This window comes from Streptomyces sp. JHA26, from assembly GCF_002005565.1.
Classification (GTDB): Bacteria; Actinomycetota; Actinomycetes; order Streptomycetales; family Streptomycetaceae; genus Streptomyces.
The window spans coordinates 145428-166102 of record NZ_BDJC01000005.1 but is presented as its reverse complement, the minus strand read 5'-3'; the positions used below and the strand labels follow the sequence as shown (position 1 = coordinate 166102).

The 20675-nt window shown below is 72.1% G+C and carries 19 protein-coding genes; 13 read left to right on the top strand and 6 right to left on the bottom strand.

All coding sequences use genetic code 11. The annotated features are described in order from the left end of the window. Window positions 1-100 precede the first annotated feature (100 nt). Window positions 101-955: an NAD(P)H-binding protein gene (locus JHAT_RS05240; protein WP_077796836.1), complete on the bottom strand. Its 855-nt coding sequence runs from the start codon at window positions 953-955 to the stop codon at window positions 101-103. 99 nt (window positions 956-1054) lie between these two features. Between JHAT_RS05240 and JHAT_RS05235 the strand changes: the two genes are divergently transcribed. Continuing rightward, entirely contained in the window at window positions 1055-1429 is a 375-nt protein-coding gene (locus tag JHAT_RS05235; protein ID WP_077796835.1) for a helix-turn-helix domain-containing protein, read from the top strand. Window positions 1430-1459: 30 nt separating this feature from the next. Here JHAT_RS05235 and JHAT_RS05230 read toward each other — a convergent pair whose 3' ends face one another. The 5 genes from JHAT_RS05230 to JHAT_RS05210 all read right to left on the bottom strand — a co-directional run bounded on the left by JHAT_RS05230 (window position 1460) and on the right by JHAT_RS05210 (window position 8417). Next, entirely contained in the window at window positions 1460-2518 is a 1059-nt protein-coding gene (locus JHAT_RS05230) for a 2-oxoacid:ferredoxin oxidoreductase subunit beta (protein WP_077796834.1), read from the bottom strand. Beyond that, a complete protein-coding gene (locus JHAT_RS05225; RefSeq protein ID WP_077796833.1) occupies window positions 2511-4439 on the bottom strand; it encodes a 2-oxoacid:acceptor oxidoreductase subunit alpha in 1929 nt (642 codons plus the stop codon). Before JHAT_RS05225 ends, JHAT_RS05230 begins: the two co-directional genes overlap by 8 nt. 262 nt (window positions 4440-4701) lie before the next feature. Next, window positions 4702-5361 carry a response regulator transcription factor gene (locus tag JHAT_RS05220; protein ID WP_290439797.1) on the bottom strand — a complete coding sequence of 220 codons (660 nt, stop codon included), beginning with the start codon at window positions 5359-5361 and terminating at the stop codon, window positions 4702-4704. Window positions 5362-5641: 280 nt separating this feature from the next. Then, window positions 5642-7009, bottom strand: a complete 1368-nt coding sequence (locus tag JHAT_RS05215; RefSeq protein WP_077796831.1) for a sensor histidine kinase — start codon at window positions 7007-7009, stop codon at window positions 5642-5644. Window positions 7010-7187: 178 nt separating this feature from the next. Then, the gene (locus JHAT_RS05210; RefSeq protein ID WP_077796830.1) at window positions 7188-8417 is read right to left on the bottom strand and encodes a sensor domain-containing protein; all 1230 of its coding nucleotides are present in this window, start codon (window positions 8415-8417) and stop codon (window positions 7188-7190) included. A gap of 201 nt (window positions 8418-8618) precedes the next feature. Here JHAT_RS05210 and JHAT_RS05205 point away from each other — a divergent pair, with 201 nt between their 5' ends. The 12 genes from JHAT_RS05205 (at window position 8619) to JHAT_RS05150 (ending at window position 20400) form a co-directional block, all read left to right on the top strand. Beyond that, a complete protein-coding gene (locus JHAT_RS05205; RefSeq protein ID WP_077796829.1) occupies window positions 8619-9014 on the top strand; it encodes an NADH-quinone oxidoreductase subunit A in 396 nt (131 codons plus the stop codon). Then, the gene (locus JHAT_RS05200; protein WP_077796828.1) at window positions 9005-9652 is read left to right on the top strand and encodes an NADH-quinone oxidoreductase subunit B; all 648 of its coding nucleotides are present in this window, start codon (window positions 9005-9007) and stop codon (window positions 9650-9652) included. The genes JHAT_RS05205 and JHAT_RS05200 overlap by 10 nt, the downstream gene beginning before the upstream one ends. Next, window positions 9649-10962, top strand: coding sequence for an NADH-quinone oxidoreductase subunit C (locus JHAT_RS05195; RefSeq protein WP_077796827.1), 1314 nt, complete (start codon window positions 9649-9651; stop codon window positions 10960-10962). The genes JHAT_RS05200 and JHAT_RS05195 overlap by 4 nt, the downstream gene beginning before the upstream one ends. After that, window positions 10959-11927 carry a complex I subunit 1 family protein gene (locus tag JHAT_RS05190; protein ID WP_077796826.1) on the top strand — a complete coding sequence of 323 codons (969 nt, stop codon included), beginning with the start codon at window positions 10959-10961 and terminating at the stop codon, window positions 11925-11927. Before JHAT_RS05195 ends, JHAT_RS05190 begins: the two co-directional genes overlap by 4 nt. A gap of 2 nt (window positions 11928-11929) precedes the next feature. Beyond that, window positions 11930-12652, top strand: a complete 723-nt coding sequence (locus JHAT_RS05185; protein WP_077796825.1) for an NADH-quinone oxidoreductase subunit I — start codon at window positions 11930-11932, stop codon at window positions 12650-12652. After that, window positions 12649-13299, top strand: a complete 651-nt coding sequence (locus JHAT_RS05180; RefSeq protein WP_077796824.1) for an NADH-quinone oxidoreductase subunit J — start codon at window positions 12649-12651, stop codon at window positions 13297-13299. Before JHAT_RS05185 ends, JHAT_RS05180 begins: the two co-directional genes overlap by 4 nt. Then, window positions 13299-13688, top strand: coding sequence for an NADH-quinone oxidoreductase subunit NuoK (nuoK, locus tag JHAT_RS05175; RefSeq protein WP_077796823.1), 390 nt, complete (start codon window positions 13299-13301; stop codon window positions 13686-13688). Before JHAT_RS05180 ends, nuoK begins: the two co-directional genes overlap by 1 nt. Next, window positions 13685-15679 carry an NADH-quinone oxidoreductase subunit L gene (locus JHAT_RS05170; protein WP_077796822.1) on the top strand — a complete coding sequence of 665 codons (1995 nt, stop codon included), beginning with the start codon at window positions 13685-13687 and terminating at the stop codon, window positions 15677-15679. Before nuoK ends, JHAT_RS05170 begins: the two co-directional genes overlap by 4 nt. 6 nt (window positions 15680-15685) lie before the next feature. After that, window positions 15686-17314, top strand: coding sequence for a NuoM family protein (locus tag JHAT_RS05165; RefSeq protein ID WP_077796821.1), 1629 nt, complete (start codon window positions 15686-15688; stop codon window positions 17312-17314). Beyond that, window positions 17311-18834, top strand: coding sequence for an NADH-quinone oxidoreductase subunit N (locus JHAT_RS05160; RefSeq protein ID WP_077796820.1), 1524 nt, complete (start codon window positions 17311-17313; stop codon window positions 18832-18834). Before JHAT_RS05165 ends, JHAT_RS05160 begins: the two co-directional genes overlap by 4 nt. A gap of 289 nt (window positions 18835-19123) precedes the next feature. After that, window positions 19124-19987 carry a zinc metalloprotease HtpX gene (htpX, locus tag JHAT_RS05155; RefSeq protein ID WP_077796819.1) on the top strand — a complete coding sequence of 288 codons (864 nt, stop codon included), beginning with the start codon at window positions 19124-19126 and terminating at the stop codon, window positions 19985-19987. Beyond that, on the top strand, window positions 19984-20400 hold the full coding sequence (locus JHAT_RS05150) for a YccF domain-containing protein (protein WP_077796818.1): 417 nt from the start codon (window positions 19984-19986) through the stop codon (window positions 20398-20400). Before htpX ends, JHAT_RS05150 begins: the two co-directional genes overlap by 4 nt. Window positions 20401-20675 lie beyond the last annotated feature (275 nt).

Below are 20675 nucleotides of genomic sequence, written 5' to 3'. Positions count from 1 at the left end.
ACGCCGGGACGGAGGCGTGCCAGGACGACGGTAGCGCCGCATCCGGCCACCTGTCATGCCCGTATCGTCATACGGTCATGACAGGTGGCCGTCGGAGGCGTCAGCCCCGGAGGGCCGCCTCGATCGCGTCGGTGATCGGGGCGGTCGGGCGGCCGATGAGCCGGGACAGGTCGCCGGTGGTCACGACCAGTTCCCCCTTCTCGGTGGACGCCTCCACGCCGCCCAGCACCTCGGCCATCGGCCCGGGCAGCCCGGCGTCGACCAGCGCGCGGACGTACTCCTCGACGGACACGGGGCGGAAGGCGACCTCGCGGCCCGCCAGCCGGCTCACCTCGGCCGCGTACTCGGCGAAGCTCCACGCCTCGTCGCCGCCCAGGTCGTACCGCGTGTTCTCGTGTCCCTCGCCGGTCAGTACGGCGACGGCGGCGGCCGCGTAGTCGGCGCGCGAGGCGGAGGAGATGCGGCCCTCGCGGGCGGCCTGGACGACGGCGCCCTGCTCCAGCACCCGGGCGAGGTTCTCCGTGTGGTTCTCGTGGTACCAGCCGTTGCCCAGGATCACCCACGGCAGGCCGGAGGCGAACAGGATCTTCTCGGTGGCGCGGTGGTCGTCGGCGAGGGAGGCGGTCAGGCCGCTGGGGGCGCTCGTGTACGCCAGCAGCGCGACACCCGCCGCCGCGGCGGCGTCGATGACGGCCTTGTGCTGTCCGGGGCGGTCCTTGGTGACCTCGTTGCCGGAGATCAGCAGCACCTTGTCGCCCGCCGAGAACAGCCCGTCGAAGGTCTCGGGCGCGTTGTAGTCGGCCACGGCGATCCGCACGCCGCGCTCCGCGAGGCCGGCGCCCTTCTCCTCGCTGCGCACGACGGCGGTGATCTGTTCGGCCGGGACCTTCTCCAGCAGCTGCTCCACCACGTGGTGGCCGAGGTGCCCGGTGGCTCCGGTGACGACGATGCTCATGCTCTGTGTACTCCTCGTGCGGTGACGTCCTTCTCTGTCACTCACCCTAGGAGGGGCGCTAACTTATGGATAGTACCCACTTTCACGTAAGGTACAGGCATGGAAGTAAGTGTCGATCGTGAGGCCATGTGCCCGTACCGGCTCGTCCTGGAGCACGTCACCAGCCGCTGGGGCGTCCTGGTCCTGATGGAGCTGACCGACCGCCCGTACCGCTTCGGTGAGCTGCGGCGCGCCGTCTCCCGGCAGGGCCGGACGGTCAGCGAGAAGATGCTGACCCAGACGCTCCAGACCCTGGAGCGCGACGGCCTGGTGCACCGGGACGCCAAGCCGGTGATCCCGCCGCGGGTGGACTACTCCCTGACGGACCTGGGCCGGGAGGCGGCCGGACAGGTCGCGGGCCTGGCCCGGTGGTCGAAGGAGCGGATGGACGACGTCGCGCGGGCGCGCCGGGCGTACGACGAGGCCCGGGCCTGACGACCCGGGCCTCGTGGAGCGGTACGTCTCTCAGCCGACGACGGTCCAGGTGTCGTTGCCGGTCAGGAGGCTGGTGAGGTCGCCCTTGCCGTGCTGTTCGACGGCGGCGTCGAGCTGGTCGGCCATGAGGGTGTCGTAGACCGGTCGGTCGACGGAGCGCAGGACGCCGATGGGGGTGTGGTGGAGGGTGTCGGGGTCGGCGAGGCGCGAGAGCGCGAAGGCGGTGGTGGGGGAGGCGGCGTGGGCGTCGTGGACGAGGACGTCGGCCTCGTTGTCCGCGGTGACGGTGACGATCCTCAGGTCGCCGGTGCGCGGGTCGCGGACGACACCCTTGGCGTGGTCGGTGCCGAAGCGGATGGGCTGTCCGTGTTCGAGGCGGATCACCGCGTCCTGGGCCTGCCGGCGGTCCTTGAGGGCGTCGAAGGCACCGTCGTTGAAGATGTTGCAGTTCTGGTAGATCTCGATCAGGGCGGTGCCGGGGTGGTCGGCGGCCTGGCGCAGCACGTCGGTGAGGTGGGCGCGGTCGGAGTCGATGGTGCGGGCGACGAAGGAGGCCTCCGCGCCCAGCGCCAGGGAGACCGGGTTGAAGGGCGCGTCCAGGGAGCCCATCGGCGTGGACTTGGTGATCTTGCCGGTCTCGGAGGTGGGGGAGTACTGGCCCTTGGTCAGGCCGTAGATGCGGTTGTTGAACAGCAGGATCTTGAGGTTGACGTTGCGGCGCAGGGCGTGGATGAGGTGGTTGCCGCCGATGGACAGGGCGTCGCCGTCGCCGGTGACGACCCACACCGACAGATCGCGCCTGCTCGTGGCCAGGCCGGTGGCGATGGCGGGGGCGCGGCCGTGGATGGAGTGCATCCCGTAGGTGTTCATGTAGTACGGGAAGCGGGAGGAGCAGCCGATGCCGGAGACGAAGACGATGTTCTCGCGGGCCAGGCCGAGCTGGGGCATGAAGGACTGGACGGCGGCGAGGACGGCGTAGTCGCCGCAGCCGGGGCACCAGCGCACTTCCTGGTCGGACTTGAAGTCCTTCATGGACTGCTCGCCCTCGGCCTTGGGCACGAGCTGGAGCAGTGCGTTGGCGTCAGTCATCGATGGCCTCCTTCAGTGCCGTGGCGAGCTGCTCCGCCTTGAACGGCATGCCGTTGACCTGGGTGTGGGAGCGTGCGTCGACCAGGTACTTCGCCCGGATCAGGGTGGCGAGCTGTCCGAGGTTCATCTCCGGGACCACCACCGTGTCGTAGCCCTTCAGCACCTCGCCGAGGTTGGGCGGGAAGGGGTTGAGGTGGCGCAGGTGGGCCTGCGCGATCCGGCCGCCCTCCTTGCGGATCCGCCGCACGGCCGCGGTGATCGGCCCGTAGGTCGAGCCCCAGCCCAGCACCAGGGCGCGCGCGCCGTCGGGGTCGTCGACCTCCAGGGCGGGCACCTCGATGCCGTCGACCTTGGCCTGGCGGGTGCGGACCATCAGGTCGTGGTTGGCCGGGTCGTAGGAGATGTTGCCGGTGCCGTCCTGCTTCTCGATGCCGCCGATGCGGTGCTCCAGGCCCGGGGTGCCCGGCACCGCCCACGGGCGGGCCAGGGTGTGCGGATCGCGCTTGTAGGGCCAGAACACCTCGGTGCCGTCGTCCAGGGTGTGGTTCGTCCCTTGCGCGAACCGCACCGTCAGGTCCGGCAGTTCCTCCAGCTCCGGGATCCGCCACGGCTCGGATCCGTTGGCCAGGTAGCCGTCCGACAGCAGGAACACCGGGGTGCGGTAGGTCAGCGCGATCCGCGCCGCCTCCAGGGCCGCGTCGAAGCAGTCCGCCGGGGTGCGCGCGGCGATCACCGGCACCGGGGCCTCGCCGTTGCGGCCGTACATCGCCTGCAGCAGATCCGCCTGCTCGGTCTTGGTCGGCAGCCCCGTCGAGGGCCCGCCGCGCTGGATGTCCACCACCAGCAGCGGCAGCTCCAGACTCACCGCCAGCCCGACCGTCTCGCTCTTGAGCGCCACGCCCGGGCCCGAGGTGGTCGTCACCGCCAGCGATCCGCCGAACGCCGCACCCAGCGCCGCGCCGATCCCGGCGATCTCGTCCTCGGCCTGGAAGGTGCGCACCCCGAAGTTCTTGTGCCGGGACAGCTCGTGCAGGATGTCCGAGGCGGGAGTGATCGGGTACGAGCCCAGGAACAGCGGCAGGTCCGCCTGCCGGGAGGCGGCGATCAGTCCGTAGGACAGCGCCAGGTTCCCGGAGATGTTGCGGTAGGTGCCCGGCGGGAACGCCCGCGCCGCCGGCGCGACCTCGTAGGAGACCGCGAAGTCCTCCGTCGTCTCGCCGAAGTTCCAGCCCGCCCGGAACGCGGCGACGTTCGCCTCCGCGAGATCCGGCTTCTTCGCGAACTTCGTCCGCAGGAACTTCTCCGTGCCCTCCGTCGGACGGTGGTACATCCAGCTCAGAAGCCCCAGCGCGAACATGTTCTTGCTGCGCTCGGCCTCCTTGCGCGACAGGCCGAACTCCCCCAGCGCCTCCACCGTCAGCGTGGTCAGCGGCACCGGGTGCACCCGGTAGCCCTCCAGCGAGCCGTCCTCCAGCGGAGACGTCTCGTAGCCGACCTTCTGCATCGCCCGCCGGGTGAACTCGTCCGTGTTGACGATGATCTCCGCACCCCGCGGCAGATCACCCACGTTCGCCCGCAGCGCCGCCGGGTTCATCGCCACCAGCACATCCGGCGCGTCACCCGGGGTGAGGATGTCGTGGTCGGCGAAGTGCAGCTGGAACGACGACACACCCGGCAGCGTCCCGGCGGGCGCCCGGATCTCGGCCGGGAAGTTCGGCAGCGTGGACAGATCGTTGCCGAACGACGCCGTCTCCGAGGTGAACCGGTCACCCGTGAGCTGCATGCCGTCACCGGAGTCACCCGCGAACCTGATGACCACCCGGTCCAACCGGCGGACGTCCTTCACCCCGACCGGTTTGCGCTGCTCTCCTACGACGGTTCCGTCGGCCTGCTCCGCTGGGCTGCTGACCTGGTTGGTCACTGAACTGGACCTCCCTCGAGGCGGCTGTCCGGGGACTGGCCTTCCGTCGACCATCCCAGGATCAACCCTACGTCCGCGGGGGGTGACTTCCGGTGGACATTCGCATGACGGTCACTATCGTGAGGCGGCCCGGAACCCCGCCGGTCCACGGTCCCCCCGCCCCGCGCCGGTGAGGACGCCCCTGGTCAGCGCCGCGGTTTCCCCATCGTCCGGACGGGCCCCGGCGACAGGATCCGACAGGCCGTTCCCCGGGACCGGAGTCTCAGGAATTGAGATAGGTGAGCACGGCGAGCACGCGCCGGTGATCACCGTCGCTCGGGGACAGCCCCAGCTTCAGGAAGATGTTGCTGACGTGCTTCTCCACGGCCCCGTCGCTGACGACGAGCTGCCTCGCGATCGCGGAGTTCGTCCGGCCCTCGGCCATCAGCCCCAGGACCTCCCGCTCCCGCGGGGTGAGCCCGGCCAGCACGTCCTGCTTGCGGCTGCGTCCGAGCAGCTGCGCGACCACCTCGGGGTCGAGCGCCGTACCGCCCTGCGCCACGCGCACCACGGCGTCCACGAACTCCCGCACCTCGGCCACCCGGTCCTTGAGCAGGTAGCCGACGCCCCGGCTGGAACCGGCCAGCAGCTCGGTGGCGTACCGCTCCTCCACGTACTGGGACAGCACCAGCACGCCGAGCCCGGGGTGCGCCTTGCGCAGCTGCACCGATGCCCGCACGCCCTCGTCGGTGTGCGTCGGCGGCATCCGTACGTCCGCCACGACGACGTCCGGCAGCTCACCCTGCGCGTCCAGCTCGGTGATCGTCTTGATCAGCGCCTGGGCGTCACCGACACCGGCCACCACGTCGTGCCCGCGGTCGGTCAGCAACCGGGTCAGCCCCTCCCTGAGCAGCACCGAATCCTCGGCGATGACCACCCGCACCCTGTCCTCCACGTTCCTCGGCCCCCCACAGCCAGATTCCGTCCACCCCACGGCCCGCGCGGCCCGTGCCGCGTCCACGGACCGTCCGTACGACAGGTCCAGCATTCCAGCATCGGGGGCCGGATGCGTTCGTACGCCGGGAACCGACGGGAAGAGCGGGGGAGGAAGGGGAGGCCGGACCGGGATTCGGACGCCCGGTGGCCGAATCCCGGTCACGCCGGCCGGAGCCCGGGGGTACGGGGCTTCCGGCCGGCGGTGTGTTCCGGGCGGCGGCAGCCGCTCAGCGGCGTACCGGATCCGTCCGCCACGGCAGTTCCGCCGTCACCCGGGTGGGACCCCCGGCCGGCGAGTCCACCACGAGGATCCCGTCCACCGCGTCGAGCCGCTCGGCCAGTCCCGCCAGACCGGAACCGGCGGACACCTCCGCGCCGCCCACGCCGTTGTCCACGACCTGGAGCATCAGCCGGTCCTCCACCCGCCAGACGTCCACGGCGGCCGCCGTGGCCCGCGCGTGCTTGCTGATGTTCTGCAGCAGCTCCGAGACGGTGAAGTAGGCGATGCCCTCGATCGCCGACGCCGGCCGCTCCGTCAGGTCCACCTCCACCCGCACGGGCGCCGTGCAGCGCGAGGCCACCGAGGACAGGGCGGCGTCCAGGCCGCGGTCGGTCAGGACGGCCGGGTGGATGCCGCGCGCCAGGTCCCGCAGCTCCTGCAGGGCCGTCTTCACCTCGCCGTGCGCCTCGCCCACCATGCGCGCCGCCTCCTGCGGGTCCTCCCGCAGCTTCTCCTTGGCCAGGCCCAGGTCCATGGCCAGGTTGACCAGGCGGGCCTGCGCCCCGTCGTGCAGGTCCCGCTCGATGCGCCGCAGGTCGGCCGCGGCCGTGTCGACGACCACCCCCCGGTCCGACTCCAGCTCCACCACCCGCGTCGCCAGCCGCGACGGCCCGAGCAGCCCGTGCACCAGCAGCCGGTCCACCGTCGTCAGGGCCCGCACGATCCACGGCGTCGCCAGGGTGACCAGCAGCCCGACCAGCGCGGTCACGGTGATCTCGAAGGGGTTGTCGAGGTAGACCCGGTGCGCCTCGTCGCCGTACAGCTGGAGCCCGTCCTGCCCGGCGTACGCCGGGAACACCCAGAACCACAGGGGATAGGTCAGCATCGTCCAGCCGGTCGCCCAGAGGCTCACGGCGACGGCGAACGAGAACACCGCCCACGGGAACTGCAGCACCGCGTACAGCAGGCTCCGCCAGGACGAGCCGCTCTTGAGGACGGCCCCCATCCAGGCCATCGCGCCCGGCTTGCCCATCCGCAGCGGCTCCGGCGCGGCCACGTCGATCCCCAGCAGGCCGCGCGCCCGGGCCCGCTCCAGCGCCCCGATCCCCCGGCACCCGGCGAGCGCGGCGGCCAGCACCGGGACACCCAGGAACGTCACCAGCAGACCGGCGCCGAGCGACACCATCGTGACGGCGTACGTGAAGAGCATGATCCCGATCGGCAGGCCCAGCAGCACGAAGCCGAACTCCCGCCAGCTGCGTCCCTCGAACGGTGCCCGCAGCCCCGCCGGCAGCCGGTGCCGTCGCGCACCGGCGTCCGCGGAAAGACCGGCCCCGCTCCCGAGCCCGTAACCCTGTCCGTACTCCGTGGCCATCGGTGCCGTCCTTCTCCTCGACGTGTGGCTGTGCTCTTACGACACCACCCTCCTCGACCGCACGTCCCCGGGCCATGGAGCCCGTCGGCGTCCTGTGAGGGGGGTTTTCCCCACCCCGCCGACCGGCATGCGAACGCCCCGGCGGGTGAGCGCCGGGGCGTGCCTCGGGGCCGGTCCGCTACCTCGTGCCGGAGGCACCGGCGGCGTCGTCGGCGTCCGAGCGGTCGCGCCACGGCAGCTCGGCCGTGACCGTCGTCGGACCGCCCTCCGGCGAACGGACCGCGAACAGGCCGTCGACGGCGCTCAACCGCTCGGCGAGGCCCTTCATCCCCGTACCGCCGTCCAGGCGCGCGCCCCCGCGCCCGTCGTCGTCCACCTGTATGAGCAGCCGGTCGGCCGACCGCCACACCTCCACGGAGGCGGATCTCGCCCCGCTGTGCTTGCTGACGTTCTGCAGCAGCTCCGAGACGGTGAAGTAGGCGATGCCCTCGATCGCCGCCGCCGGCCGCTCGGTCAGGTCGACCGTCACCTTCACCGGCACCGTGCAGCGCGAGGCCACCGAGGACAGGGCGGCGTCCAGGCCGCGGTCGGTCAGGACGGCCGGGTGGATGCCGCGCGCCAGGTCCCGCAGCTCCTGCAGCGCCAGCTTCACCTCGCCGTGCGCCTCGTCGACCATCGCCGCAGCCGCGTCGGGATCCTCCAGCAGCTTCTCCTTGGCCAGGCCCAGCCCCATGGCCAGGTTGACCAGGCGGGCCTGCGCCCCGTCGTGCAGGTCCCGTTCGATGCGCCGCAGGTCGGCCGCGGCCGTGTCGACGACCACCCCCCGGTCCGACTCCAGCTCGGCGATCCGCCGCTCCAGCTCGTCGGACGGCGACAGCAGCCCGCGCACCATCGCCCGGTCCACGTTGGTCAGGCCCCGCGCGACGAACGGCAGCACCGGCCACAGCACGAACAGCGACACCAGCGTGACGGTGAAGGTGACGACGCCCCAGGGCAGCCGTATGAGCTCGTACAGGACCGTGCGCCAGCCCACCGGGTCCTTCAGCGCCATCCACAGCCGGGTGAAGAACCCGCCCCGGCCCCGCCACGGCAGCCGGCTCGGTTCCTCCACCCGCACCCCGAGCAGCGCCCGGGCCCGTGCCCGTTCCATCCTGCCCAGCAGCCGCGCCCCCGCGAGGCCCACCGCCAGCAATGGCAGCCCGATCACGGTGACCGTCAGCCCGAAACCGACGGCCAGCGTCACCACGACGTACGTGAAGCCGATCAACGCCACCGGAAGGTCCACCAGCAGGTGGGCGATCTCCTTCCAGGTGTGCCGGTCGAGAGCGAACCGGGCCGGTGGCAGGCGGTCGCTGTCCGTCTCGCCGGTGTGTCCGGCGTGCGTCGAGGACGAGAGGCGTTCGGTCATACGGGTCAGCGTGCCGTGCGGCGCGGCGCGACGCCATGAGGTGGACCGCCGGACGTCCCTGAGGAAAACCCCACCCAGGCGTCTCACGGTACGACGGGCTGCTTACCGTCTCTTTATAGGCCCTAGACTCCCGTGCGTACAGACAGATCGTCGAACAGCAGCGTTCAGGGTCAGGGTTCGGACAGGGAGTGAGGGACGGACGTGCCGGAACCGACTGTCGGCATCGCGGCGGACTACTTCCAGGCCTACTCGGTCGTCGGACTGCTCGCCGTCGTCGGCGTGCTCTTCGTGGCCGTGGCCTTCGGCGCCGGGCGCCTGCTGCGGCCGGTGGTCCCGACGCCCGAGAAGCTCCTGACGTACGAGTGCGGAGTCGACCCCGTCGGCGAGGGCTGGGCGCACACCCAGGTCCGCTACTACGTCTACGCCTTCCTGTACGTGATCTTCGCGGTGGACTCGATCTTCCTCTTCCCGTGGGCGACGATCTTCGCCGCCCCCGGGTACGGCGCGACGACGCTCGTGGAGATGTTCGTCTTCCTCGGCTTCCTCGCCGTGGGCCTGCTCTACGCATACAAGAAGGGCGTCCTGTCATGGACGTGAACCCCTCCGCCTCCGCCCCCGGTCCCGACCCCGCCGCCGAGCCGGTGCTGCTCCCGGAACCCAAGCGGCTCGGCGCGCTCGCGCGGCTCGCCCCCGAGCCGATGAAGGTCGTCCTCAACTGGGGCCGCCGCTACTCCCTGTGGGTCTTCAACTTCGGCCTCGCCTGCTGCGCCATCGAGTTCATCGCCGCGTCGATGGCCCGCCACGACTTCATCCGCCTCGGTGTGATCCCGTTCGCGCCGGGGCCCCGTCAGGCCGACCTGATGGTGGTCTCGGGCACGGTCACGGACAAGATGGCCCCCGCCGTCAAGCGCCTCTACGAGCAGATGCCCGAGCCGAAGTACGTCATCTCCTTCGGCGCCTGCTCCAACTGCGGCGGCCCGTACTGGGACTCGTACTCCGTGACGAAGGGCGTCGACCAGATCATCCCGGTCGACGTCTACGTCCCCGGCTGCCCGCCGCGCCCCGAGGCGCTGCTCCAGGGCATCCTCAAGCTCCAGGAGAAGATCGCTCGGGAGTCGCTGGGGGAGCGGTACGGCACCTCGCCGCGCCCGTCGGCGGCCGCGCTGCAGAGCGGCCTGGTGCAGCCGCCCGCTCCCACGTCGGCTTCCACGTCGGCTCCGGAGGAGGGCCGATGACCGCGGTCGGCTGGCTGCCCGCCGATGCCGGTGACCTCTTCGGACCCGAGGCCACCGCCGAGGAGTCGTACGACCTCCTGACGGTGGACGTGCCGCCGGCGGCCTGGATCTCCGCCCTGGAGACCGCCCGCGACCGGCTGGGCTGCACGTACTTCGACTGGCTGAGCGCGGTCGACGAACCGGGCACGGGCTTCCGCGTCGCGGCGCACGTCGCCGCCCTCGCGCCGGTCCGCAGGCTGCTGGTGCGGACGACGGTTCCGCACGAGGACCCGGTCCTGCCCACCGCCGTCACGGTCTACGCGGGCGCGGCCTGGCACGAACGCGAGACGCACGAGATGTTCGGCGTCGTCTTCGAGGACCACCCCGCGCTGGACCACCTGCTGCTGCCCGAGGGCTTCGAGGGCCACCCCCTGCGCAAGGACTTCGTCCTCGCCGCCCGCGTCGCCAAGGCCTGGCCGGGCGCGAAGGAACCCGGCGAGTCCGATCACGGCGGCCCCCGGCGCCGCCAGATGCTGCCCCCGGGCGTCCCCGACCCCAACGAGTGGGGCCCGCTGAAGGGCCAGCTCCCCCCTGCTCCGGCCCGCCCGGCCCGGGGTGCCGCCCGTGCGGCGGGCGAACGTCCGGCCCGTGCGACGGGCGAGCGCCCGGCCCGCCGCATGCGCACGGCCGCCCAGGGCTCCGTCGGCCAGACGACCCCGGCCACCGAGACGCCGGGCACAAAAACCCCGGTCGCCGGAACCCCGGCCACTGAGCCGTCGGCGCCACCGGCGTCCGCGCCCCGGCGCACGCGGAGCGCGAGCCAGGGTTCCGCGTCGCAGCGACCGGGACCGGCAGCCCCCGAGGGTCAGGCGGACGCACCCGGCGGGAAGGACCGGGAGGCCGCCGGACCGCGCACACCGACCGCGCGCCGCGCCCGGAGTGCGAGCGAGGGATCGGCCTCCCAGCGGACCGGCTCCACCGCGGGCCGGTCCGACGCGGCCGGTCCGTCCGACGCGGCCGGTCCGTCCGACGCGGCCGGTCCGTCCGACGCGGCCGGTCCGTCCGGCGCCGACGGGGGAACACCCGCCGCCCCGAAGCCCGTTTCCGCGCCTCCGCGCAGCCCCGACGCACCCTGGCATCACGCCCGCCCGGCCTTCGCCGAGCCCGAGGAGCTCACCGAGGAGTCCGCGGAGTCCACCAAGGAGCCCGCGGCGCCCACCGAGGAGCCCGACGGCCGGGGGAGCGCGGAGGGCGGGAAGAGCCCGGACACCGACGAGCAGCCCCCCGCCCGCCCGGAAACCCCCGACGACCGCCCAGGAGGCACGCAGTGAACGACGCCCTCGACGTCACCCTGCGCCTCCTGGTCGTCTTCGTCGTCTTCCTCGCCCTCCCCCTGATCGTCGGCCAGACCGAGCACAAGGTGATGGCCCACATGCAGGGCCGCCTCGGCCCGATGTACGCCGGCGGCTTCCACGGCTGGGCACAGCTCGTCGCGGACGGTGTGAAGTTCGCGCAGAAGGAGGACGTCGTCCCGGCGGACGCCGACCGCCGCGTCTTCCAGCTCGCCCCCGCCGTGGCCCTGCTGCCGTACCTCCTCGTCCTCCTCGCCGTCCCCGTCGGCCCCGGCGAGGGCGCGGTGGGGCAGGTCGTCGACGCGGGGATCTTCTTCGTCCTCGCCGTCATGGGCGTCGGCGTCCTCGGCTCGCTCATGGCCGGCTGGGCCTCCGCCAACAAGTTCTCCCTCCTCGGCGGCCTGCGCACCGCCGCCCAGCTGCTCGCGTACGAACTCCCGATGCTGCTCACCGCCGCCTCCGTCGCCATGGCGGCCGGCACGGTCTCGCTCGTCGGCATCCTCGACGCCTTCGAGTGGTGGTGGCTGCCCTGGCAGATCGTCGGCGCGGTCGTCTTCTTCGTCGCCGGCCTCGCCGAACTCCAGCGCCCCCCGTTCGACATGCCGGTCGCCGACTCGGAGATCATCTTCGGCGCCTACACCGAGTACACCGGCCTGCGCTTCGCCCTGTTCCTCCTCGCCGAGTACGCCGGGATCGTCGTGCTGTGCGGCCTGACCACCGTCCTCTTCCTGGGCGGCTGGCACGGCCCCTGGGGCGCCGACGGCCTCGGCTGGGTCTGGACCCTGCTGAAGACCGCCGTCCTCGCCTTCGTCGTGATCTGGCTGCGCGTGACCTACCCCCGCCTGCGCGAGGACCAGCTCCAGAAGCTCTCCTGGACCCTCCTCGTCCCCCTCTCCCTCGCCCAGATCGCCCTCACCGGCATCGTCAAGGTGGTGATCCGGTAACCATGTCCCCCGTCCCCGGTTCCGGTCTGGCCAAGGGCCTGGCCGTCACCCTCCGCACGATGACGAGGAAGACCGTCACCGAGCAGTACCCGGACACCCTGCCCGACCTCCCGCCCCGCTCCCGCGGCGTGATCGGCCTGTTCGAGGAGAACTGCACGGTCTGCATGCTGTGCGCCCGCGAGTGCCCCGACTGGTGCATCTACATCGACTCCCACAAGGAGACGGTGCCGGCGGCCACGCCCGGCGGCCGCGAGCGCAGCCGCAACGTCCTCGACCGCTTCGCCATCGACTTCTCCCTGTGCATGTACTGCGGTATCTGCATCGAGGTCTGTCCTTTCGACGCGCTGTTCTGGTCCCCCGAGTTCGAGTACTCCGAGACGGACATCCGCGACCTCACCCACGAGCGCGACAAGCTCCGCGAGTGGATGTGGACGGTCCCGGCACCGCCCGCCCTCGACCCCGGCGCGGAGGAACCGAAGGAACTCGCCGCCGCCCGCAAGACCGCCGACAAACTGGCCGCCCGCCAGGAGGCTGCCCGGCAGGAAACGACCCAGCAGGGTGCGACCCGGCAGGGTGCGGCCGATGCGACCGGGTCGACCGAGGCGCACGCCGACGAGCAGGCCCGCGCCGCCGAGCAGCCCACCCGCCCGATGGGCGACTCCCAGCAGCAGACGGACCAGCCGGGGCCGGACCGGCCGGGGCCGGGACAGGAGGGCCGGGAATGACGCTCGCAGCGACCGCCGTCCGCCTCGCGGCGACGGACACCACGGTCACGGCCGCCGGACCCCACGGGTTCCTCTCCCCGTCCGGCGTCGAGATCGCCTTCCTCCTCGTCGGCCTCGTCACCTTCGGCGCCGCCGTCGTCACCGTCACGACCCGGCAGCTCGTCCACGCCGCCCTGTGGCTGGTGGTGGCCCTCGGCGGCCTCGCCGTCGAGTACCTCCTGCTCACCGCCGAGTTCATCGCCTGGGTGCAGGTCCTCATCTACGTCGGTTCCGTCGTCGTCCTCCTCCTGTTCGGCCTGATGCTCACCAGAGCCCCGATCGGCCGCTCCCCGGACGCCGACTCCGGCAACCGCTGGGCCGCCCTCACCGTGGCCGTCGCCGCCGCGGCGGCCCTGGTGTGGGTCGTCGTCGACGCCTTCCGGACCACGTGGATCGACCTGGACGGCCCGGCCGCCGGCTCCACCGCCGTGACGGGAGCGAGCCTCTTCCAGAACTGGGTCCTCCCCTTCGAGGCCCTCTCCGTCCTCCTCCTCGCCGCCCTGGTCGGCGCGATCGTCCTGTCCCGCAAGGCCAAGGCGGAGCGAGCCGCAGACGCCACCGGCCCGGCGACCGTCCCGCACGGTGCCGGCAAGGGCGGTGTCCGCTGATGCACCTCGCCTATCCCGCCGTCCTCTCCGCCCTCCTGTTCTGCACGGGTCTGTACGGAGTCCTCGCCCGCCGCAACGCGATCCTGGTCCTGATGTCGGTCGAGCTGATGCTCAACGCCGTCAACCTCAACCTGGTCGCCTTCGACGTCTGGCTCGGCAAGACCGCCGAGGAGACCCTGCACTCCGGACAGGCCCTGACCCTGTTCACCATCGCCATCGCCGCCGCCGAGATCGGCATCGGCCTGGCGATCGTGCTCGCCGTCCACCGCAACCGCGGCACCGCGGACATCGACCGGCTCCGCGACACCGCCGAGGGCCACGAGCCGGACGGCCCCGACACCGACGCCCCCGCGACCGGGACGGCCGAGAAGGCTGAGGCCACCGCGTGACCACGACCACCCTCGCCGTACTCGTCCCCCTCCTGCCCTTCCTCGGGGCGGTCGCCGGCCTGCTCCTCGGCCGCACCGCACCCGGCTTCGTCCGCCCGCTCGCCGTCCTGCCGACCCTGGCGGCCCTCGTCCTCGCCGTCCTGGTCGCCTCCCGCCAGGGCGGTGGCCAGGCCGTCGACGCCGCCACGGAACTGACGCCCACCGGCTCGGTCCCCATCGAGCTCGCCCTGCACATCGACGGCTTCGCCGCCCTCGTGGCCGTCCTGGTCGGCTGCGTCGCCACCTGCGTGCAGCTCTACTCGACGGGCTACCTGCGCGACGACCCGCGCTACCCCTCGTACGCCGCGCTCGTCTCCCTGTTCACCTCCGCCATGTTCCTCGTCGTCTACTCCGGCGACCTGATGGTGCTGCTGGTCGGCTGGGAGATCATGGGCATCTGCTCGTACTTCCTGGTCGGCCACTACTGGGAGACACCGGAGGCGCGGGCCGCCTCCCTCAAGGCCTTCCTGGTCACCAAGCTCGGTGACGTCCCCTTCCTCATCGGCCTGCTCGCGCTGGCCACCGAGACCGGCTCCTTCCGCATCACCAGGATCCTCGGCGCGGTGGCGAGCGGCTCGCTCGACCACCCGACCCTGATCGCCCTGCTGCTCCTGGCCGGTGTCGCGGGAAAGTCGGCGCAGTTCCCGCTGCACACCTGGCTCCCCGACGCGATGGCGGGCCCCACCCCGGTCTCGGCCCTCATCCACGCCGCGACGATGGTCGCCGCCGGCGTCTACTTCATCGCCCGGCTCCTTCCGCTCTTCGAGGCCTCACGGGCCGCGATGACCGTCCTCGCCGTCATGGCCGCCGTCACGATGGTGGGCTCGGCGCTCGCCGCGCTCGCCCAGGACGACATCAAACGCGTCCTCGCCTACTCGACCATCGGCCAGCTCGGCTACATGACCGGTGCCCTCGCCGTCGGCGACCGCGGTGCCGCCGTCTTCCACCTCCTCACGCACGGCGCCTTCAAGGCGCTGCTGTTCCTCGCCGCCGGGGTGATCATCCACGCCGCCGGCACCAACTCGCTGGCCGCCATGTCCCGCATGCGCGACCTGCGCACCCGCGTCCCGGACGCCTACTGGACGATGACCGTGGCGCTGCTCGCACTCGCCGCGATCCCCCCGTTCAGCGGTTTCTTCTCCAAGGAAGCCGTCCTCGGCGCCGCCGAGCACGTCACCACCGGCCACACCGAACACGCCCCCGGCGCCGCGGGCTGGACCGTCCTGATCGCCGGTCTGATCACGGCCCTGCTCACCGCCGCCTACGCGACGCGCCTGTGGCTGCTGGCCTTCCGCGGCCGGGGCGCCGAGGCCCCCGACCACGGCAGGCAGCCGGTCGTCATGAACGCCGTGCTCTGGATGCTCGCCCTCCCCTCCCTCGCCCTCGGCGGACTCGCCTTCCGCCTGCTGCCCGACTGGTTCGACGGCACCGACCTGACCCCGACCCTCACCACCTCCGTGCTCGGCACCGGCGTGGCCCTGATCGGCGGCATCGTCACCTACGCGGCCTGGCGGCACACCACCGCGCTCACGGCCCGCGTCCCCCTGGGCGCGGTCGCGGCCCACCCCGAGGCGGACGCCGGCCAGGTCGAGGCCGAGGCCATCGCCAGCCACGAACCCGCCTACGGGAACGTGGCCTCCGCACCCGACCCCGCCGACCCCGGACGGCTGCTGCTCGGCCCGCTGCACCGCCACGCGGCCGACGGCTTCCACCTCGACGCCCTCTACGAGGCCCTCTTCGTCCGCCCGGTCCAGGCCGGCGCGAGCCTCGTGCGGTTCCTCGACCGCGAGGTCGTCGACACCTACGTACGCGGGGCGGGAGCCCTGCCCCGCTGGCTCGGGGCCGCCGTACGCCGTGCCCAGACCGGCAATGTGCAGACCTATGTGAGCGCGCTGCTCGCCGGCACCGTCGTCCTCGCGGTCGCCACCGTCCTCGTCGCCACGGGAGCGTGAGCAGGCGTGATCGATATCAACGAGTCCGTGATGCAGTTCCTTCTGGCGTTCGTCGTCGTCGGCCCGCTCCTCGGCGCCGCCGCGGCTCTCCTGCCGGCCCCGCCCGGGCTGAAGGGGAAGTCGCCCGAGCAGGCGGTCCTGAGGCACGGCGTGACCGTGACCGGCGCCGTCCTCCTCGCCGCGATCGTCCTCGTGCTCGGCTTCGACCACGACCACCCGTCGAAGATGCAGGCCGGCACGGACATCAGCTGGATCCCCGCACTCGACGTGCGCATCCACCTCGGCATCGACGGCATCTCCCTCCCCCTGCTGGTCCTGACCGCGCTGCTGACCTTCCTGTGCGCGCTCTACTCGTACGTCAAGCCGCCCACGGGCCCGAGCCCGAAGGCCTTCGTCGCACTGCTGCTCGTCCTCGAGTCCGGCACCCTCGCCACCTTCGCCGTCCTCGACCTGATCCTGTTCTTCCTCGCCTTCGAGACGGTCCTCGTCCCGATGTACTTCCTCATCGCCCGCTGGGGCGGCGAGGGACGGGCCCAGGCCGCCTGGAAGTTCATCCTCTACACGCTGCTCGGCTCCGTCGTCATGCTGCTCGGCCTGCTCCTGATCGGAATCAGGGCGGGCACGTTCGACATGGTGGCACTCGCCACTGACAACGGCCGGTCGCTGACCACGTCCGTGCAGGTCATCGCCGTACTGGCGATCGGGATCGGGCTCGCGGTGAAGACGCCGATGTGGCCGCTGCACAGCTGGCTGCCCGACGCCCACACCGCCGCGCCGACCGTCGGCTCGGTCCTGCTGGCCGGCGTCCTGCTGAAGATGGGCACGTACGGGTTCGTCCGGATCCTCCTCCCGGTCGCCCCCGACGGCTTCCGCACCTTCGCCCCCTACCTCGCCGCCTTCGCCGTCGTCGGCATCATCTACGGCTCCCTGGCCTGCCTGGCCCTCGCCAGGCGGGGCGCGAAGGGCGACCTCAAGCGCCTCATCGCCTACTCCTCCGTCGGCCACATGGGCTTCGTCCTGCTCGGCATGGCCACCATGACCCCGACCGGCGTCAACGGCGCCCTGTTCGCCAACATCGCCCACGGCCTCATCACCGGCCTGCTCTTCTTCGTGGTCGGCGCCCTGAAGGACCGCACCGGCACCACCGACCTCGACACCCTCTCCCTCCCGTCGCCCGACCACCACCCCTCGACGAGCGGCGCCGCCGCACCGGACCGGCTCCGGACCGGCGCCGCCCTGTACGGCAGGGCGCCCCGCCTGGGCGGTCTGCTCGCCTTCGCCGCGGTCGCCTCGCTCGGCCTGCCGGGCCTGGCCGGGTTCTGGGGCGAGATGCTCGCCCTGTTCGGCGCCTTCGACCCCCACGACGGCCTCAGCCGCCCCGCCTTCCTCACCTTCATGGCGATCGCCGCCTTCGGCACCCTGCTGACCGCCGCGTACATGCTGATCGTGGTCCGCCGCGTCTGCATGGGCGCCGTCCCGCAGGAGTCCCCGAAGCTCACCGACGTACGCACGTACGAGTTCGCCGCCTGGACCCCGCTCGTCGTCCTCACCGTCGTCGCCGGGCTGTGGCCCAAGATCCTGCTCGGGCTGACCGACCCGGCCGTGCAGCAGCTCCTCTCAGGAGGCACCCGATGAGCTCCCTGGCCGAGCCCCTGGCCCAGAACCTCGTCCAGTCCGTCGACTGGCTCGCCATCGCACCGCCCACCCTCGCGGCGGTCGTCGGTCTCGTCGTCCTCGTCGCCGACCTGTTCGTCGCGGACGCCCGCAAGGCACTGCTCGGCTGGGTCGCGGTCGCCGGACTCGCCGCCTCCGCGCTCCTGCTGCTGCCCCTCGTGGGCGACGACCGCTCCACCTTCTGCCTCACCGGCGACGCCGACGTGTGCAGCTACACCGCGGACACCTTCACCCTCGCCATCCAGCTCCTCGTCCTCGGCGGCGCCCTCCTGGCCGCCCTCCTGTCGGTCACCGCGCTGAAGGACGCCGACCGGGGGCTGCCCGAGGGCGAGTACTGGTTCCTGCTGCTCTCCTCCGCCGCCGGCGCGGCCCTGCTGCCCGCCTCCCGCGACCTCGCGACCCTCGTCGTCGCCCTGGAGGTCGCCTCCCTGCCCGCCTTCGCCCTGGTCGGCCTGCGGCACGGCGACCGGCGCTCCTCCGAGGCCGCCCTGAAGTTCTTCCTGTCCTCGGTCACCGCGACCGCGGTCAGCCTCATGGGCGTCAGCTTCGTGTACGCCTCCACCGGAACCCTGTACCTCACCCAGGTGGCCGGACGCGTCCAGCACGTCGACGGGCAGCTCACCACGCTCACCCAGACCGGCGTCGTCCTCACCCTCGTCGGCTTCGCCTTCAAGACGGCCGCCGTGCCCTTCCACTTCTGGGTGCCCGACACCTACGTGGGCGCACCCCTTCCGATCGCCGCCTACCTGTCCGTCGTCGGCAAGGCGGTCGGCTTCTCCGGCCTGATCCTCGTCACCGTCGTCGCCCTCCCGTCGTACGCCGACGCCTGGGCGCCGGCCCTCGCCGTGCTGGCCGCGCTCACCATGACCGTCGGCAACGTCGGAGCCCTGCGCCAGCGGACCACGCGCGCGTACAGCGCGGTACGCCTGCTCGCCTGGTCGTCCGTCGGCCAGGCCGGCTACCTCCTGGTGCCGATCGCCGCCGCCGGATACTCCGACGACCCCGAACGGCCGATCGGCTCCACCGTCGCCTACGCCCTCATGTACGCCGCCGTGAACCTCGGCGCCTTCGCGGTGGTCGCACTGGTGGGCCGTACGAGGGCGCTCAACCGCGTCGCCGACTACCGCGGCCTGTACGCCTCCCATCCGCTGACCGCCCTGCTCCAGGCGTTCTTCCTGCTCTGCCTCGCCGGACTGCCGCCCGGCGTCATCGGCCTCTTCGCCAAGGTCACCGTCTTCTCCGCGGCCGTCGACGCGGGCCTCGGCTGGCTGGCCGTCGTCATGGCCGCCAACGTCGTCATCGCGCTCTTCTACTACCTCCAGTGGACGGCACTGCTGTTCCGCGCGCCCGAGGGCGAGACCGTACGGCACCGCCTCCCGGCCCCGCTCACGGCCGCGATCACCGCGACCGCCCTCGTCGCCGTCGCCCTGTCCGGAGCACCCCAGCTGATCCTCCGCTTCGCCGACACCGGGCTCTTCTGAACCGGCCTCCTCCGGACCGGGCCCCCCGAGCCGCCGCGCATCGGCACGCGCGCGTGGGGCACTCGGCCCCCCACGCGCGCGTGCCGCATGCCGGGCCGTCACCCGGACGGACCACGCGCGCAGCCGCGCCCGCCGGGGAACTGGCGGCCGTCGCCTGGCGTTGACCAGTACGGAAGGGTCCACTGGACGTGACATCACGACACCAGGGGCGTCGAAGACAGGAAGCAACCACAGCGAGCGAGACAAGCAAGCAAAGGGTTCCCCTGCTGCACGACTTGGAGGGCGTACCGTGCACCGCCGGCACAACGGGCTCAGAACCGCAGTACTCCTCGGGGGACTGTCCGCGCTCATCATCGTCATCGGCAGCTTCTTCGGCCGAGCGGGTCTCGTCGTCGCCGTCCTCGTCGCCCTGGGTACGAACGCGTACGCCTACTGGAACAGCGACAAACTGGCCCTGCGCGCGATGCGCGCACGCCCGGTCAGCGAGTTCGAGGCCCCGGCGCTGTACCGCATGGTCCGGGACCTCTCCACGCAGGCCCGCCAGCCCATGCCGCGCCTGTACATCTCCCCGACGGAGGCCCCGAACGCCTTCGCGACCGGCCGTAATCCGCGCAACGCCGCGGTGTGCTGCACCGAGGGCATCCTGCGCCTGCTCGACGAGCGCGAGCTGCGCGGCGTCATCGGGCACGAGCTCAGTCACGTCTACAACCGCGACATCCTGATCTCCTCGGTCGCCGGGGCCCTGGCCTCCGTGATCATGTTCCTGGTCAACTTCGCCTGGCTGATCCCGGTCGGCCGGTCGAACGACGACGACGGCCCCGGCCTCCTGGGCATGCTGCTCGTCATGCTCCTCGGCCCGCTCGCGGCCGGCCTCATCCAACTGGCGATCAGCCGTTCGAGGGAGTACGAGGCCGACGCGTCCGGCGCCCAGCTCACCGGCGACCCGTTGGCCCTCGCGGGGGCGCTGCGCAAGCTCGACGCCGGTACGAAGCAGCTGCCGCTGCCGCCGGAGCCCCGGCTCGAGACGGCCAGCCACATGATGATCGCCAACCCGTTCCGCCCGGGACAGGGGCTGTCGAAGATGTTCTCCACCCACCCGCCGATGGCGGAGCGGATCGCCCGACTAGAGAAGATGGCAGGTCGTCGGCTGTGAAGACCATCCTCAATGTCATATGGCTCGTCCTCAGCGGCTTCTGGCTGTTCCTCGGGTACTTGGCGGCGGGCCTGCTGCTCTGCGTCACGATCATCGGCATCCCATTCGGCATCGCGGCGTTCCGCATCGGCGTCTACGCCCTGTGGCCCTTCGGGTACACGGCGATCGAGCGCCGCGACGCGGGAGCGCCCTCCTGCATCGGCAACGTGCTGTGGCTCGTCCTCGCCGGCTGGTGGCTGGCCATCGGTCACATCGTCACCGGCATCGCGCTGTGCGTCACGATCATCGGCATCCCGCTGGGCATCGCCAACTTCAAGCTGATCCCGGTCTCGCTGCTCCCGCTGGGACGCGAGATCGTGCGCACGGACAAGCCGTTCACGGCCACCGACGGCACCTCGCGGACCGGTTGGTAGGTCCGGAAGCTGCCGGGAGAGGCCGCCGTTCCTCCACAGCCGCCAGGTTGTCCACAGGCCCGTGCGACGACCGGCGGCGGCTCGCATCATGAACCCGTGACCGAGACCGAGCAGTTGCCGACCCAGCCCCGCACCACCCACCCACGGAACGGGACTTCCCTCCCCGCACCGGTCGACAGGGCGAATCCACCCCCGTCGAGGTGCCCGCGCCCGTGTCCCTCCGGCCGTCAGAGGCACGCACGTGCGCCCTCCGACCGGCCGCCGCGCCGAGCCGC